This is a genomic window from Pseudomonas sp. FG47 (genome assembly GCF_057809115.1).
Window position 1 is genome coordinate 33448 of sequence record NZ_JBMDJI010000024.1, and the last position, 16030, is coordinate 49477.

General features: G+C 64.7%; 10 protein-coding genes. 6 read left to right on the top strand and 4 right to left on the bottom strand.

Annotated elements, in window-relative coordinates; translation table 11 throughout:
* Positions 1-68: 68 nt before the first annotated feature.
* The 3 genes from ACODS5_RS17560 (at position 69) to ACODS5_RS17570 (ending at position 6017) form a co-directional block, all read left to right on the top strand.
* On the top strand, positions 69-1400 hold the full coding sequence (locus ACODS5_RS17560; RefSeq protein WP_134693168.1) for a deoxyguanosinetriphosphate triphosphohydrolase: 1332 nt from the start codon (positions 69-71) through the stop codon (positions 1398-1400).
* A gap of 347 nt (positions 1401-1747) precedes the next feature.
* Complete coding sequence (locus ACODS5_RS17565; RefSeq protein WP_489109272.1) at positions 1748-2368, top strand: response regulator; 621 nt, start codon at positions 1748-1750, stop codon at positions 2366-2368.
* 31 nt (positions 2369-2399) lie between these two features.
* Complete coding sequence (locus ACODS5_RS17570; protein WP_489109262.1) at positions 2400-6017, top strand: ATP-binding protein; 3618 nt, start codon at positions 2400-2402, stop codon at positions 6015-6017.
* Positions 6018-6038: 21 nt separating this feature from the next.
* Here ACODS5_RS17570 and ACODS5_RS17575 read toward each other — a convergent pair whose 3' ends face one another.
* On the bottom strand, positions 6039-6383 hold the full coding sequence (locus ACODS5_RS17575; RefSeq protein WP_134693171.1) for a YggL family protein: 345 nt from the start codon (positions 6381-6383) through the stop codon (positions 6039-6041).
* Positions 6384-6568: 185 nt separating this feature from the next.
* Between ACODS5_RS17575 and dacB the strand changes: the two genes are divergently transcribed.
* A complete protein-coding gene (gene dacB, locus ACODS5_RS17580; RefSeq protein WP_134693172.1) occupies positions 6569-8032 on the top strand; it encodes a D-alanyl-D-alanine carboxypeptidase/D-alanyl-D-alanine endopeptidase in 1464 nt (487 codons plus the stop codon).
* 72 nt (positions 8033-8104) lie between these two features.
* Here dacB and ACODS5_RS17585 read toward each other — a convergent pair whose 3' ends face one another.
* Together ACODS5_RS17585 and rlmKL are read right to left on the bottom strand one after the other, a co-directional pair.
* Positions 8105-10501: a sensor domain-containing diguanylate cyclase gene (locus tag ACODS5_RS17585; RefSeq protein WP_489109263.1), complete on the bottom strand. Its 2397-nt coding sequence runs from the start codon at positions 10499-10501 to the stop codon at positions 8105-8107.
* 95 nt (positions 10502-10596) lie between these two features.
* Complete coding sequence (gene rlmKL, locus ACODS5_RS17590) at positions 10597-12795, bottom strand: bifunctional 23S rRNA (guanine(2069)-N(7))-methyltransferase RlmK/23S rRNA (guanine(2445)-N(2))-methyltransferase RlmL (protein ID WP_134693852.1); 2199 nt, start codon at positions 12793-12795, stop codon at positions 10597-10599.
* A gap of 549 nt (positions 12796-13344) precedes the next feature.
* On the opposite strand from rlmKL, the gene rmf reads away from it, so the two are divergent.
* Positions 13345-13560 carry a ribosome modulation factor gene (gene rmf / locus ACODS5_RS17595; RefSeq protein ID WP_003248687.1) on the top strand — a complete coding sequence of 72 codons (216 nt, stop codon included), beginning with the start codon at positions 13345-13347 and terminating at the stop codon, positions 13558-13560.
* A gap of 98 nt (positions 13561-13658) precedes the next feature.
* On the opposite strand, the gene ACODS5_RS17600 is transcribed toward rmf, so the two are convergent.
* Complete coding sequence (locus ACODS5_RS17600; RefSeq protein ID WP_489109264.1) at positions 13659-14684, bottom strand: quinone-dependent dihydroorotate dehydrogenase; 1026 nt, start codon at positions 14682-14684, stop codon at positions 13659-13661.
* Positions 14685-14810: 126 nt separating this feature from the next.
* Here ACODS5_RS17600 and ACODS5_RS17605 point away from each other — a divergent pair, with 126 nt between their 5' ends.
* Positions 14811-16025, top strand: a complete 1215-nt coding sequence (locus tag ACODS5_RS17605; protein ID WP_489109265.1) for a CmpA/NrtA family ABC transporter substrate-binding protein — start codon at positions 14811-14813, stop codon at positions 16023-16025.
* Positions 16026-16030 lie beyond the last annotated feature (5 nt).

Sequence of the window (16030 nt, forward strand, 5' to 3'; positions counted from 1 at the left end):
CGCGCCGCCCTTGCGCGCGCGCCTCGGACACCCGAAGCTATGCCGATTCAACGACGGGAGAACACGCCTTGGACTGGCACACCCTGCTGACCCGCGAACGCCTCGGCAAAGCCCTCTACAGCCCCGAGGAACTTGGCCGCAGCCCCTTCCACAAGGACCATGACCGGGTGATCTTCTCGGGCGCCTTCCGCCGCCTCGGGCGCAAGACCCAGGTGCACCCGGTCTCCAGCAACGACCATATCCACACTCGCCTCACCCACTCCCTGGAGGTCAGCTGTGTCGGCCGCTCGCTCGGCATGCGCGTCGGCGAGACCCTACGCGCCAGCTTGCCGGACTGGTGCGAGCCAAGCGACCTGGGCATGATCGTGCAATCCGCCTGCCTGGCCCATGACATCGGCAATCCACCGTTCGGCCACTCCGGCGAAGACGCCATCCGCCACTGGTTCCAGCAGGCCGCCGGGCGCGGCTGGCTGGACGACATGAGCGACGACCAACGCGCCGACTTCCTCAATTTCGAGGGCAATGCCCAAGGCTTTCGCGTGCTCACCCAACTGGAATACCACCAGTTCGACGGCGGCATGCGCCTGACCTACGCCACCCTCGGCGCCTACCTCAAGTACCCCTGGGCCGCACGCCATGCCGATGCCCTGGGCTACAAGAAACACAAGTTCGGCTGCTACCAGAGCGAGCTGGGCCTGCTCGAACAGATCGCCGGCAAGCTGGGCCTGCCGCAGCTCGAACACCAGCGCTGGGCGCGCCACCCGTTGGTGTACCTGATGGAAGCCGCCGACGACATCTGCTACGCCTTGATCGACCTCGAGGACGGGCTGGAAATGGACCTGCTGCAGTACGCTGAAGTCGAGGCGCTGCTGCTGGATCTGGTCGGCGACGACCTGCCGGACACCTACCGCCTGCTCGGGCCGGGCGATTCGCGCCGCCGCAAGCTGGCGATCCTGCGCGGCAAGGCCATCGAGCACCTGACCAACGCCGCCGCCCAGGCCTTCGTCGAGCAGCAGACCGCCTTGCTGGCCGGACGCCTGCCCGGCGACCTGGTCGAGCACATGCACGGTCCGGCCCAGCGCTGTGTGCTCCAGGCCAAGGATATGGCGCGCAAGAAAATCTTCCAGGACAAACGCAAGACCCTACACGAGATCGGCGCCTACACCACCCTGGAAATTCTCCTCAATACCTTCTGTGGCGCGGCCCTGGAACAACACGGCGGGCGCACGCCGTCGTTCAAGAGCCGGCGAGTGCTCGACCTGATCGGCAACAATGCGCCCGACCCCCACGGTTCGTTGCACGGGGCATTCCTGCGGATGATCGACTTCATCGCCGGCATGACCGACAGCTTCGCCAGTGAGATGGCCCTGGAAATGACCGGGCGCTCCAGCCCGAAGTAAGGGATGTCCGGTCAAGCACGCAACCCGCAGGCGCCAGCCTTGCCGGCAAACCAGGCACTAGTGTGTGGTTTGCCGGCAAGGCGCACACATCACGACAGCGGCAATACTCTGAACGATGAAACTTCCTACAACAACAAGCCACAAATAAACTCAACCAACCCACTCACAGTAAATAATTACAAGATTCCGATATTTACCCGCCTACTTCCACACGACACGTAGCAATATAGCTCTTATACTGTAAGTCAATTCCTATATCCCTGTTTCGGCAACCCAGCGCCTGCCACTGCTCTTTCAACTACGCTAATGTGCCTGCTGATTTCACCGTGCAGCATGGAATGTTGAATATGCAAACAGTCTTTATTGTCGATGACCATCCAGTTATTCGCCTGGCGATCCGGATGCTGCTGGAAACACAGGGATACACCATCGCAGGCGAGTCGGACAATGGTGTAGATGCCATGCAGATGATCCGCGAAACCTTGCCCGACCTGGTTATCCTCGATATCAGCATCCCCAAGCTCGATGGCCTGGAAGTGCTATCTCGCTTCCAGGCCATGGCCACACCCTTGAAAATATTGGTGCTGACGGCTCAGTCACCCGCGCTGTTCGCCATTCGCTGCATGCATTCCGGCGCCGCCGGTTATGTCTGCAAACAAGAGGACCTCAGCGAACTGCTCAGCGCCATCAAGGCAGTATTATCCGGGTACAACTATTTCCCCAGCCAGGCACTCACTCCGGCATTGGCAAGCAGCAGCCAGGAGCTCGAACTGTTCCGTCAGGTCAACGACCGTGAGTTGATGGTGCTGCAACTTTTTGCCCAAGGCCGCAGCAACAAGGAAATTGCCACTGGCATGTTCCTCAGCAGCAAAACCGTCAGCACCTACAAGAAGCGCCTGATGCACAAGTTGCGGGCCAGCACCTTGGTGGAATTGATCGAAATCGCCAAGCGCAACGCACTGGTCTGAGGTCGGCATGTGGAGGTATTTGGCGACATCAATGCTCTGCCTGAGCCTGGGCGCGCCTTTGCAAGGCGCCTGCGTCACCGTGGACCAGGGGCGCACCTACACCTTGCTCAGCCGGTCATCGCCGGCGGTAATCCGACCGAGCCTGACCGCTGATCAGTACCAGTGGCTGTCGACCCGCCGCGAACTGGTCCTAGGCACCTCGGCCCCCGACTACCCGCCATTCGACATCGCCACTGGTGGCCGCGAGTACCAGGGTCTCACCGCCGACTACGCTGGCCTGATCGGCAACGCCCTGGGGCTGGCGGTGCGAGTGCAACGCTTCCCTAGCCGGCCAGCGGCGGTGGCCGCCCTGAAGAACGGCCAGATCGACCTGCTCGGCAGCGCCAACGGCTATGAGGCGACCACCGAAGGGCTGGCGCTGTCCCGCCCCTATGCCATCGACCAGCCTGTGCTGGTGACCCGCGAAGACGAAACCCGAGCGCTGGACACTGGCCTGGAAGGCATGCGCTTGAGCATGCTCTACCATTACCTGCCAACCGAAGAAATCCACGCCAACTACCCCAAGGCCGAACTGCTGACGTTCGAGTCATCGACCCAGGCCTTGAACGCGGTGGCTTTCGAGCAGGCCGACGTGTTCATCGGCGACACCGTGTCCACCCACTACCTGATCCGCCAGGGCCACCTGCCCCACCTGCGCATGGCCAATTTCGGCAAACATGAAGCCGTGGGCTTCAGCTTCGCCTTGCGTGAGAACGACCTCATGCTGCGCACACTGGTCGATGCCGCCCTCGATGCCCAGACCCTGCCCACCCGCAACGATATCTTCAAACGCTGGAGTGCCAGCAGCGGCAGCCTGCTGACCGACCGCAAGCTGCAATTGTCGCCACGGGAGGAAAACTGGCTGCACAACCATCCGATCATGCGTGTAGTGGTCAACGAGACCGCCGCACCGCTGACGTTCTTCGACAGCAATGACCGTCTGCGCGGCATCGTCGCCGACCTACTCGAACTGATTCGCCTGCGCACAGGCCTGCGCTTCGAGATCCGCCGCGCCAGCGGTGATAGCGACATGCTCGAACAGCTCGATACCGGCCGCGCCGACATTATCGCCAGCCTGTCCACCGATAACCGCCAGGGAGATCCGCTACAGGTCAGCAGGCCCTACCTGGAAAGCGCCTATGTGCTGGTCAGTCAAGCCGGCGCAGATCAGCCGGCCAGCCTCAAGCAACTAAAGGGTAAACGTGTCGCCGTGCCCCGCGACAGTGCCGTGACCACGCTACTCAGCGCCCGCCACCCGCAGGTCCATCAAGTGGCCACCGAAAGCACCTACTACTCCTTGGCCCTGCTCAACAGCGGTGCGGTGGACGCCGCGATCGCCACCCTGATCGACGCCAACCACATGCTCGCCAGCAGCACCGGCCTGGTCATTCGCAACACCGTGGGCACCGAACCTGCCACCTTCTCGATGGCGACCACCTCCAAGGACAGCGAGCTGGCGTCGATACTCGACAAGGCACTGCTGAGCATCTCGCCGGAAGAGCTGGGGGTAATCAACAGTCGCTGGCGCGACCACGGTGTGCGTGACGACGCCTACTGGCGAAGCTTTCGCCGCATCATCCTGCAAGTGCTGGGGGTGATCGGCGTCTTGCTGGTGATTTCCCTGGCCTGGAATGCCCGCCTGCGCCGCCAGATCAAGCAGCGCCAACGTGCCGAGCGGGCCCTCAACGACCAGCTGGAGTTCATGGGCGCACTGCTCAACGGCACTCCTCATCCCATGTACGTGCGCGACCGTGAGGGACGCCTGAAAAGTTGCAACGACAGCTACCTACAGGCCCTGGGCGTGGACCTCGAGCAGGTCATCGGCAAGCGCCTTGAGGACAGCCCGTTCAGCGATGACGAATATTCCCGACAGGTTCAGGACGATTATCGTCAGGTCATGGCCCAGGGAGGGCCATTGATCATCGATCGCCCCTTGCGCCTGAATGGCGCGCAATTGACGATCTACCACTGGATCCTGCCCTATCGCGACTCGCTTGGCGAAATGCAAGGCATCATCGGCGGCTGGATCGACATCAGCGAACGTCGCGCACTGGTCCAGGACCTGCGCATGGCCAAACAGCAGGCCGATGACGCCAACCGCGCCAAGAGCACCTTCCTGGCGACCATCAGCCATGAAATTCGCACGCCGATGAATGCCCTGATCGGCATGCTCGAGCTGGCCCTCAGGCGCGCCGACCAAGGCAAGCTCGACCGCCCGGCGCTGGAGGTCGCCCATCATTCGGCCAACGACCTGCTGGGGCTGATCGGCGACATCCTGGATATCGCCCGGATCGAGTCCGGACACCTGTCCCTGGCGCCCGAGCCGGTGGACCTGGCGGCACTGGTCGAGTCGGTCGGGCGGGTGTTCGAAGGCCTGGCCCGCCACAAGGGCCTGACGCTGGACGTGATGATCAATGAACGCGCGCGCTGCCATGCAATGCTCGACCCGGTACGCTTCAAGCAGGTGCTGTCGAACCTGGTCAGCAATGCCATCAAGTTCACCGAACAAGGCCAGGTACGCATTACCGTCGACCTGCGCCAGGACACCGGGTCCGATACCCCCATGCTCGAACTGGAAGTACGCGACAGCGGCATTGGCATCCATGCGCAGGACTTGCAACGCCTGTTCTCGCCCTTCGTGCAGGCCAACCCCTACAGCGATGGTGCGCGGGCCGGCACAGGGCTGGGCCTGGTCATCAGCCGCAACCTGTGCGCCATGATGGGCGGCGAGCTCGACCTGCAGAGCCTGCAAGGCGTGGGCACCCGGGTTCGCCTGGTGATGCCGCTGCACTGCATCGACCCGAGCGAAAGCGTGCCGTTGCTCGCCAGCGATATCGCCCGACCCGATTCGCACCTGCGGATCCTGGTCGTCGACGATCACCCGGCCAACCTGTTGCTGATGGCCCAGCAGTTGAGCTACCTGGGGCTGGACCAGGAGTCCGCCAGCGATGGCCGCGACGGGCTGCACAAATGGCGCGAGGGCTGTTTCGACGTCCTGATCGTCGACTGCAACATGCCGCTGATGAATGGTTACGAACTGGCCAGGGCCGTGCGCGCCGAAGAACGCCAACAAGGTCGGCCGCCCTGCTGCCTGCTCGGCTATACCGCCAATGCACAGCCCGAGGTGCGCCAGCAGTGCCTCGATGCGGGCATGGACGACTGCCTGCTCAAACCCATCGGTCTGCAGGTCCTCGGCCAGCACCTTGCCCAGGCTGCCCGCCTGCCGCGCCAGTGCGGCCATTGCCCTGCACCAACGGCGCCCTTCACCCTCGCAGGTCTGTCCGTGATCGTGGGTGACAGCGTCGCCGACCGCGAGCGGCTGCTCAGTGCCCTGCACCAGAGCCTGGGTCAGGACCTGGACAAACTCATGGCCATCGACCCCGAGCAGGCACCCACGGCGCTATCGGCGCAGGCACACAAGATCCTCAGCGCGGCGCGGATGCTGGAGGCAAGGGCGTTGATGCAGGCGTGCGAAGCACTGGAGGACTCAGAACTGCCCGTGGGTGAGCAGAGGATACGCCGGCAGGCGTTGGCGCGGCATATGCGGCGCGCGGAGATGGCCCTGGCCAGGCACTTGAACCTGGCCAGGTCGGGTGAGGCGGCGCGCTGAGGCGCGCACCGCCTGCGCCGATCAAGAAGCCGGGTTGACCGGCTTTTCCGGATACCAGGCGTCCAGCAGCGGGCTGACTTCGATCTCGGTCAGTTCGCTACGGCCTTTGAGCCAGGTCTCGACAGCAGCGCGCTGCTCTTCGCTGACCGAACCACGGGTAGCCTTGCAGACCAGGCCGAAGTCGTCGCCGCCGACATAGTCCAGGCCGTTGGCATCCATGGCTTCAGCCAGGAAGGCGTCGAGGAAGGCATCGATGGCTTCATCGGACAGGTCTTCCTTGAAGCCCAGGTTCAGTTCGAAACCCAGCTCCTGGAATTCGTCAACGCACAGTTTCTTGCGCAGACGACGGGAACGGTTGGTAGCCATGAAACAATCCTCTCAATTAATTACGCGCGGCACTTTACCAGTTTCCGCAGGGTAACGGCGCTTTTCCGTCAAACGCGGCCCATGCGCGCCTCGCTTGGGGCATAATGCGCACTATATTTCGTCCTGGGGCCATCATTTCTTACAGCCCCGTTGTCTTTTCCCTCGCCCGCAGGGTTCGCGCACTCATGATCAAGACGCTCCGCCCACTACTGTTCGCCGGCCTGTTCCTGCCCTTCTCCCTGTCGGTCCAGGCCGCCGCCGTCAACACCAGCCTGCCAGCGAAGGTGCAGCAGGCACTCAAGACCAACAAACTGCAAGACTCGGCCCTGTCCCTGGTGATGCTGCCACTCGACGGCCCAGGGGCCGCGACCGTGTTCAACGCCGATGTGTCGGTGAACCCGGCCTCGACCATGAAGCTGGTCACCACCTATGCCGCCCTCGAGCTGCTGGGGCCGACTTTCCAGTGGAAGACCGAGTTCTACACCGATGGCAGCCTGAGCAATGGCGTTCTCAACGGCAACCTCTACCTCAAGGGCGGCGGCGACCCCAAGCTGAACATGGAAAAGCTCTGGCTGCTGATGCGCGACCTGCGCGCCAACGGCGTGCGCACCGTGACCGGTGACCTGGTGCTGGACCGCAGCCACTTCGTGCAGCCCAACCTGCCGCAGTTCAACGACGACGGCGGCGACGACAACAAGCCGTTCCTGGTCAAGCCGGACTCGCTGCTGGTCAACCTCAAGGCCCTGCGCTTCGTTGCCCGCAACGACGGCGGCAAGGTGACAGTCTCGGTCGAACCGCCGATCGCCAGCATTCGCATCGACAACCAGGTCAAGGCCTTGTCGGGCAAGCAATGCAGCGGTGAGGTGCGCTACAACCCAGTGGTGCAGCCCGACGGCGTCAGCGTGACGGTCAGCGGGCAACTGGCCGATGGCTGCAACTCGCAGACCTACCTGGCACTGCTCGACCACCCGACCTATGCGGCAGGCGCGGTACGGGCCATCTGGAATGAGCTCGGCGGCAGCATTCAGGGCCGCGACCGCTTCGAGAATGTGCCCAAGAGCGCACGCCTGCTGGCCCGAGCCTTCTCGCCGGACCTGGTGGAAGTGATCCGCGACATCAACAAGTACAGCAACAACACCATGGCCCAGCAGCTGTTCCTCAGCCTCGGCGCGCAGTTCCGCACCGACGCCGACGGCGACGATGCCCGTGCCGCCCAGCGGGTAGTACGCCAATGGATGGCGAAAAAAGGCATTACCTCGCCGCACCTGGTGATGGAGAACGGCTCGGGGCTGTCCCGTGCCGAGCGGGTTAGCACCCGGGAAATGGCGGCGTTGCTGCAGGCGGCGTGGAAGAGCCCCTATGCGGCAGAGTTCATCAGCTCGATGCCGCTGGTGGGCATGGACGGCACCATGCGCAAGCGGCTCAAGCGCACGGCCATGACCGGCGAGGGGCATATCAAGACCGGCACCCTGAACACCGTGCGAGCGATTGCCGGGTTCAGCCGTGACAGCAACGGTCACACCTGGGCGGTGGCGGCCATTCTCAATGACCCCAAGCCATGGGGCGCTTCGCAGGTGCTGGACCAGGTGTTGCTGGACCTTTACCGGCAGCCGAAGGTGGGTAATGGTACGGTTGGGGTGATACCTTAGCAGGCCAGGCGAAAGCCTTGCGGCGCCGATGAGATCGAGCGCTGCCAGGCTTTCGCCGGACACCCACCAACCTCAAGGCAACTCCCCCTCAACTCGATCCCGCCCAGCCTGCTTGGCCGCATACACCCCCGCATCCGCCCGCAACAACAGCGCATCCGCGCCTTCCCCGGGCCGCCACCCTGCCACGCCAAAGCTCGCCGTTACCCGCCCCACCCCTTCCACCGGCACACTGCGCACCCCCTGCCACAACTCCTGCGCCAGCACCTGTGCCTGACCCGCATGACTGCCCGGGCACAGCACCATGAACTCCTCGCCTCCCAGCCGGCAGAACACATCCGTGCGCCGCAGCCGACGCCCGATGCGCTGGCACAGGCTGCGCAGCACATGGTCCCCCACCGCGTGGCCGAACTGATCGTTGATCCGCTTGAAATGATCGATATCGAGCATGATAACCGCCAGGTCCAGCCCACCGCGCTGCGCCCGGTCCAATTCAGTGCGTAAACGCTCCTGGAAATAGCGACGGTTGAAAATACCGGTCAGTGCGTCGGTGATCGACAACGTGCGCAGCTCCTCCTCCACCCGCTTGAGGTCGGAGATATCGGTGAGATAGCCATGCCAGAGCGTACAGCCATGGTCGCCGATCTCCGGCGTCGCCTCGCCCCTAACCCAGCGCAGCCCCGCGCGCGGCAAGCACACCCGGTACTCCTCTCGCCACGGCGTCAGTTGCTCGGCGGAATAGCGCACTGAGCGCCGCACCCGCTCCAGGTCGTCAGGGTGAATGCGCTCGAATACCGCCGAGGCGTCCTGGCGCAACAACGCCAGGTCGACCTCGTAGATGTCGTGCAAGCCCCGGCTGGCGTAGGGAAAACAGGAATGGCCATCGACGTCCAGGCGGTACTGGTAGATGCCTCCCGGCACCTCGTCGCTGAGCTTCTCCAACAGGCGGTCACGGGCCGCCAGTGCTTCATGTACCCGGCGGCGCTCGGTGACGTCGATGCAGATCGCCAGGTACCCCACCCACAGCCCCTGCTCGTCGAGCACAGCGGTCACCAGCATGTTGGCCAGCAAGTGGCTGCCATCCTTGCGCACCAGGGTCCAATCGGCCGGCTCGCCCGCTCCCTCCTGCACCGTTTCGGCGAACATCGCCTGGCCCGCCCCCACCTCGCGACCATAGCGCTGGCTCAAGGCATGGGCGCGCCGGTGGAGCTCGTCGGGCTGCACCAGATCCTCCAGGGTCAGTTGCCCCAAGGCCTCGCTGGCCGAGTAGCCAAGCATGCGCTCGGCGCCGGCGTTGAACGTGTCGATCACCCCGCGCAGGCTGGTGGCGATGATTGCCACCTGGGTCGCGGCATCGAGCACGCTGCGCAACTGGTTGTGGGTCTCGCGCAAGGACTGCTCGCTGACACGCAGTTCCGCCGTGCGTCGCGCGACCAGGCCCAGGGCACGCTGGCGCTGGCCGAACAGGCTGTACAGCAAGGCCGCCAAGAGCAGGCTGAGCAGCCCGCCCAGCACACTCACCACGTTCACCGCCGAAGAGCGGTTGGCCGCCAGGAAATCCAGACTGGGACGGATATCCAGCTGATAATGATGGTCGGCCAGATGCAGCAGGTGGCTGCTGGCCAGGGCCATGCGCGCCGGCGTATTGCCGGAATCGAACAGCACTTCGCGCGCACCTTCGCTGGACAGGTCGTGGATACGCACCACCAGGTTGCCGTCGGCCACGGTGGGTAGGCTTTCGACGATCAGCTGGCGCAGGCTCAGCAATGCCATGACATAACCGCTGGGCGGCGCATCGGCGAACGCCGAGTCGGCGAACACCGGGGCGACCATCAGCAGGCCACGGCTGTAGGCCGGCTCGACATTGAGCATGTCCAGCGGTGCCGACACCGCCATGCTGCCGGGGCTCAAGGCCCTGGCCAGGGTCGCCTCGCGCAGCGGCTGGCCACGCAGATCCAGGCCGTAGGGTTGGCCCTGCCGGCTGGCCGCCTGGGTGAACAGCACCGGGTAGTAATAGTCACGCGCAGGCGCGGGGTGCCACGCACCCTGGGCGTCGCGGTCGCGGATCAGGTAAGGCTGCCCCAGCCAGGCACTGGCATGCTGCTCGAAGGCTTCGCGCTGCGCCGCCTCGACCCGGGGCGCCCACGAATAGGCCTGGGTGCGGTGCAACAGCGGCCGGGCATAGCCGTCGAATTCGCGGGGGGTGACCTGGCTCGAATAACTGAAGAACCGCCGCAAGCCATCGAGGCGCTGCTCCTGTTCCTCGAAACGCTCGGCGATACGGCTGTAGCGCTCACTGGCCAGCAGCTCGAAGCGCTGGCGCAGTTGCTGCTTGTGGAAGGCGTGGGTGGCGGTAGCCAACGCAGCCGTGAGCAGGCACCCGGCGACCAGCGCCGCCAGGGCCACGCCCCAGGCCGACAGCTGGTCGCCGAGCAGGCCCAGCAGCTTCGCAGGTACGTCCGGGTTCGACATAGAGGACTCTCACCAACGTCAGCGTCCTGCGAATTGTCCTGCCCTGTAGTGCTTTATAGCCACTGGCCAGTGGCCGCGCCATGTACCTCGTCGGCTTACTTCAAACGTAGCTGCCAGGCGCGGTGGATGCGGCTGTTGCGCGCGAAATCCGGATCCAGGGTCTGGGCGCTGATTTCCTCTACCGCATAGCGCGCGGCCAGATGTTCGTCGAGCTGGAACTTGCGGAAGTTGTTGGAGAAGTACAGCACGCCGCCCGGCGCCAAGCGGGCCATGGCCAGGTCGAGCAGCTCGACATGATCGCGCTGCACATCGAACACCCCTTCCATGCGCTTGGAGTTGGAGAAGGTCGGCGGGTCGATGAAGATCAGGTCGTAGCTCTCCGTCGCCCCCTGCAGCCAGGCCATCACATCACCTTGCTCCAGGCGGTTGCGCTCGGAGAAGCCATTCAGCGACAGGTTGCGCCGAGCCCAATCCAGGTAAGTCTTGGACAGGTCGACGCTGGTGGTGCTGCGCGCGCCGCCCTTGGCTGCGTGCACGCTGGCCGTGGCGGTGTAGCAGAACAGGTTGAGGAAGCGCTTGCCGGCGGCCTCGCGCTGGATGCGCAGGCGCATTGGCCGGTGGTCGAGGAACAGCCCGGTGTCCAGGTAGTCGGTGAGGTTGACCAGCAGCTTGACGCCGCCCTCCTCGACTTCCATGAAACGTCCTTCGGTCGCCTGGCGCTCGTACTGACGGGTGCCACTCTGACGCTCGCGGCGCTTGAGCACCACGCGCTGCGGGTCGACGCCCAAGGCTTGGGGGATCGCGGTCAAGGCATCGAGCAGGCGCGCCTGGGCTTTTTCCGGATCGACCGAACGCGGTGCGGCGTATTCCTGAACATGCACCCAGTCGTGATACAGGTCGACCGCCAGGGCGTACTCGGGCATGTCGGCATCGTAGACCCGGTAGCAATCGATCTTCTCGCGGCGGGCCCACTTGCCCAACTGCTTGAAGTTCTTCTGCAGGCGGTTGGCGAACATCTGCGCACCTTCGGACAGGCGTGCTGGCTCGCTGGCCACCGGCTGCGGACGACGAGACTCGCCCTCCACCGCCTCGACGGGACCCTGGCGGCGCTCGCCGGTGACGAACTGGTCGGGCTGGACCTTGAACAGCAGCAACTTGCACGGCAGCGCGCCGTTCCAGAAAGCGTACTGCTTGTGGCTGCGAATCCCCATGCGCTTGCCCAGCTCGGGCGCACCGGTGAATACCGCCGCCTCCCAGCCCATGCAGGCCTGGCGCAGGCGCTCGCCGAGGTTCTGGTAGAGGTACAGCAGGCTGGCCTCGTCGCCCAGGCGCTCGCCGTAGGGCGGGTTGCTGATCACCAGGCCCTTCTGGTTCTGGTCCGGACGCGGCTCGAAGCTGGCCACTTCGCCCTGGTAGATCTTCACCCAGTCACCCAGGCCTGCACGCTCGACGTTGTTGCGACCTGGCTGGATCAGCCGCGGGTCAGCCTCGTAGCCACGAATCCACAGCGCCGGCTTGGCAAGGCCGGCCTCGGCACGGGCCTGGGCCTCGTCATGCACCTTGCGCCACAGCGCCGGCACATGGCCGAGCCAGGCGCTGAAGCCCCAGCGTTCGCGCTTGAGGTTAGGGGCCATGTCGGCGGCGATCATCGCCGCCTCGACCAGGAACGTACCCACGCCGCACATCGGGTCGGCCAGGGCGCCGCCCTCGGCGGCGATGCGCGGCCAACCCGCACGGATCAGCACCGCCGCCGCCAGGTTCTCCTTCAACGGCGCAGCGCCCTGCTGCAGGCGATAGCCGCGCTGGTGCAGGCTGTGGCCGGACAGGTCCAGGGACAGGATCGCCTCGCCGCGGTCCAGGCGCAGGTGCACCCGTACATCCGGGTCGAGCTTCTCCACCGACGGGCGCAGGCCCTCGCGGTTGCGCAGCTTGTCGACGATGGCGTCCTTGACCTTGAGCGCGCCGAAGTGGGTATTGTCGATGCCCGAGCCATGGCCACTGAACTCAACGGCCAGGGTGCCGTCGGCGGCCAGGTGATCGGCCCAGTCGACCGCGTGCACGCCGTCGTACAGGTCGTCGGCGTTCTTCATCGGGAAACGCTTGAGCACCAACAGCACGCGGTTGGCCAGGCGCGACCAGAGACACAGGCGGTAGGCGGTTTCCATGTCGGCATCGCCGCGAATGGCCGAGGTGTGCTCACGCACCTCGTTCAGGCCCAGTTGGCGAGCCTCTTCGGCGAGCAGGCCTTCAAGGCCTTTGGGGCAGGTAAGGTAAAGTTCGAAACGGTCCGACATGTGCAATCCAGAGCCTTGGGCTAGGTAGATGGCCGCCGACGCATCGGCGACCGATGTTTTCCCGCACACCCTTCCAGCAGGCGCCCGGGTGGCCTGGCGAGACCTCTCGCCGGGCCGGGCCGCTCGGCAGATCGCGCCTTCGCCGATGGCGAAAGTGGCTTTGATCGCTGAGCAGTATGAAAATTTCCTCGACGACGGGTACGCATGTGACCCTTCGTCGCATTACCAAATATTTCAGTCATCAACCAGCAACACTGGCCATATGACGTCAACGCTGACTAAACCCTGATCATAGCGGGCCCAACGGCAAACAAGGTTGAGTCGCATTTATTTACTTATCCTTTCACCCTCTGAAAGGTTACGTCCTTATGACAAATCGATCATTCACACTGTGACTCGCATTCGATAGAACTGATCTCAGGTCGTCCCGCAACGGGGCGGCACTTTCAGCCCGCCACGCCGGCAGCGGGCGCATACCGGCAGAACGATTCTGCCCGGCCTCGGAGAGGCCGACGGGACATTACAGTCAACAAGTGAGGGCAACACCCTATGAGAAGACTTAAGCGTGATCCGTTGGAAAGAGCATATTCACGTGGCTACCAGTATGGCGTCACCGGCAAATCCCGCGAACTCTGCCCGTTCAATCTGCCGTCCGTCCGTCAAGCCTGGATCAACGGCTGGCGCGAGGGCCGCGGCGATAACTGGGACGGCATGACTGGCACCGCTGGCATCCATAGACTCAACGAAAATCACGCCGTTGGCTGAACGAGGACACTGAATTCGAGTCACCATGCGCGCCCCATCCGGGCGGCGGGCTGCGGCCCAGGGGGTCCCTTGAGGGACCCCTTTTTTATACCTGTCGGTTACGACCGCGGCATCGCCGCAATAGCGTCCACCGCTTCGCGAATCAGCGCTGGCCCTTTATAGATGAAGCCCGAATAAATCTGCACCAGGCTGGCCCCGGCAGTGATCTTCTCAGCGGCATGACGCCCTTCGGTAATGCCGCCGGCAGCGATGATCGGCAACTTTCCACCCAGCTCACCCGCCAGCACCTTAACCGTATGGGTGCTCTTGGCCAGCACCGGGGCGCCCGACAAACCGCCGGCCTCGCCACCGAACGGCAGCCCCTCGACCCCTTCGCGGCCCAAAGTGGTGTTGGTGGCGATCACCGCGTCCATGCCCGACTCACGCAGCGCCGCGGCGACCAGGGCGGTCTCTTCGTCACTCATGTCCGGGGCGATCTTGATAGCCAATGGCACGCGCTTGCCATTCGCCTGGGCAAGCTGCTCGCGTCGCTCGGCCAGGGCATCGAGCAGTTGCTTGAGCGAGTCGCCGAACTGCAGCGAACGCAGGCCTGGGGTATTGGGCGAGCTGACATTGACAGTGATGTAGCTGGCGTCGTTGTAGACCTTCTCCAGGCAAATCAGGTAATCGTCCTGGGCGCGCTCGACCGGGGTGTCGAAGTTCTTGCCGATGTTGATGCCCAGCACACCGGTGTATTTCGCCGCGCGAACTCTTGCCAGCAGGTGGTCGACGCCTAGGTTGTTGAAGCCCATGCGGTTGATGATCGCGCTCGCTTGCGGCAGGCGGAACAGCCGTGGCTTGGGATTGCCCGGCTGCGGACGCGGGGTCACGGTGCCGATCTCGACGAAGCCAAAGCCCAGCTGGGCGAAGCCGTCGATGGCCGCGCCGTTCTTGTCCAGGCCGGCGGCCAGGCCCACCGGGTTGGCGAAGTTCAGGCCCATGACGGTCACCGGCGACGCCGCCGGCTGCTTGCACAGCAAACCATTGAGGCCCAGGCGGCCACCGGCGCCGATCAGGTCCAGCGACAGGTCGTGGGAGGTTTCCGGGGAGAGCTTGAACAGCAACTGGCGGGCCAGGGTATACATGGGCGGGCGGACTCGCGGTGTGTGAGGGAGCGATTATAGCCAGCGCGTCGCCACGGCGACAGGGTCATGGCACATGGGTTGCTAAGCCAACCTCGTGTCGTCATCTGTCAACGTCCGAGGAATGCCTTGAACACACCCCTACCGACACTGCCACTGGCCTGGGTCAACGGCAGCGATGCACCGGAAAAGCCCTGTCTGAACATCGGTTTCATGGCCCTGACCGACTGCGCCTCGGTGGTGGTCGCCGCCACCCAGGGTTTCGCCCAGCAACAGGGGCTGACCCTCAACCTGCACCGCCAGGCCTCCTGGGCCGGCCTGCGCGACCGCCTGCTCAATGGCGAGCTGGACGCCGCCCACTGCCTGTATGGGCTGGTCTATGCCGTGCACCTTGGCGTGGGCGGCGGGCCGGCCAATGCCCTGGCGGTACTCATGGGGCTGAACCAGAACGCCCAGGCCATCAACCTCTCCCCCACGCTGCAACGCCAGGGGGTGACCAGCGCCGAGGCACTGGCGCGGCGGGTGCACCAGGGTGGCGCACGCCTGACCTTCGCCCAGACCTTCCCCACCGGCACCCACGCCATGTGGCTGTACTACTGGCTGGCCAGCCTGGGCGTCCATCCGCTACGCGACGTCGACAGCGTGGTGGTGCCGCCGGCGCAGATGCGCGCCCACCTGCAGGCCGGACGCATCGACGGTTTCTGCGTGGGCGAACCCTGGTCGGCCGACGCCGTGGCCGAGGGTCAGGGATTCACCCTGGCCACCAGCCAGGCGATCTGGCCCGGCCACCCCGAGAAGGTCCTGGCCTGCACCCAGGACTTCGTCACGCATTACCCCAACACCGCTCGTGCGTTGATCCGCGCGGTGCTGGCCGCCGCCCGCTTCATCGAGCAGAGCCAGGACAATCGTCGTGGCACCGCGCAACTGCTCAGCGGCAGCGCCTATCTGGACAGCCCGCTGGGCAGCATCCAGCCGCGCCTGCTCGGCGACTACCAGGATGGCCTGGGCAACCGCTGGCACGACCCCCATGGGTTGCGCCTGTTCGACCAGGGCCGGGCCAACCTGCCCTACCTGTCCGACGGCATGTGGTTCATGACCCAGTTCCGCCGCTGGGGAATCCTGCGCGACGACCCGGACTACCTCGGCGTGGCACGCCAGGTCCAGCAACTGACGCTGTACCGCGAGGCCGCCCAGGCCCTGGGCGTGCCCTGCGCCTACTTGCCCCTGCGCAGCAGCCTGCTGATCGATGGCAGCCGCTGGGACGGCAGCGACCCCCATGGCTACGCGCGCAGTTTCGCTCTGCATGCGCTGGATACGACACCCGCCCTGCGGGCCGGACGCTGAGGGCG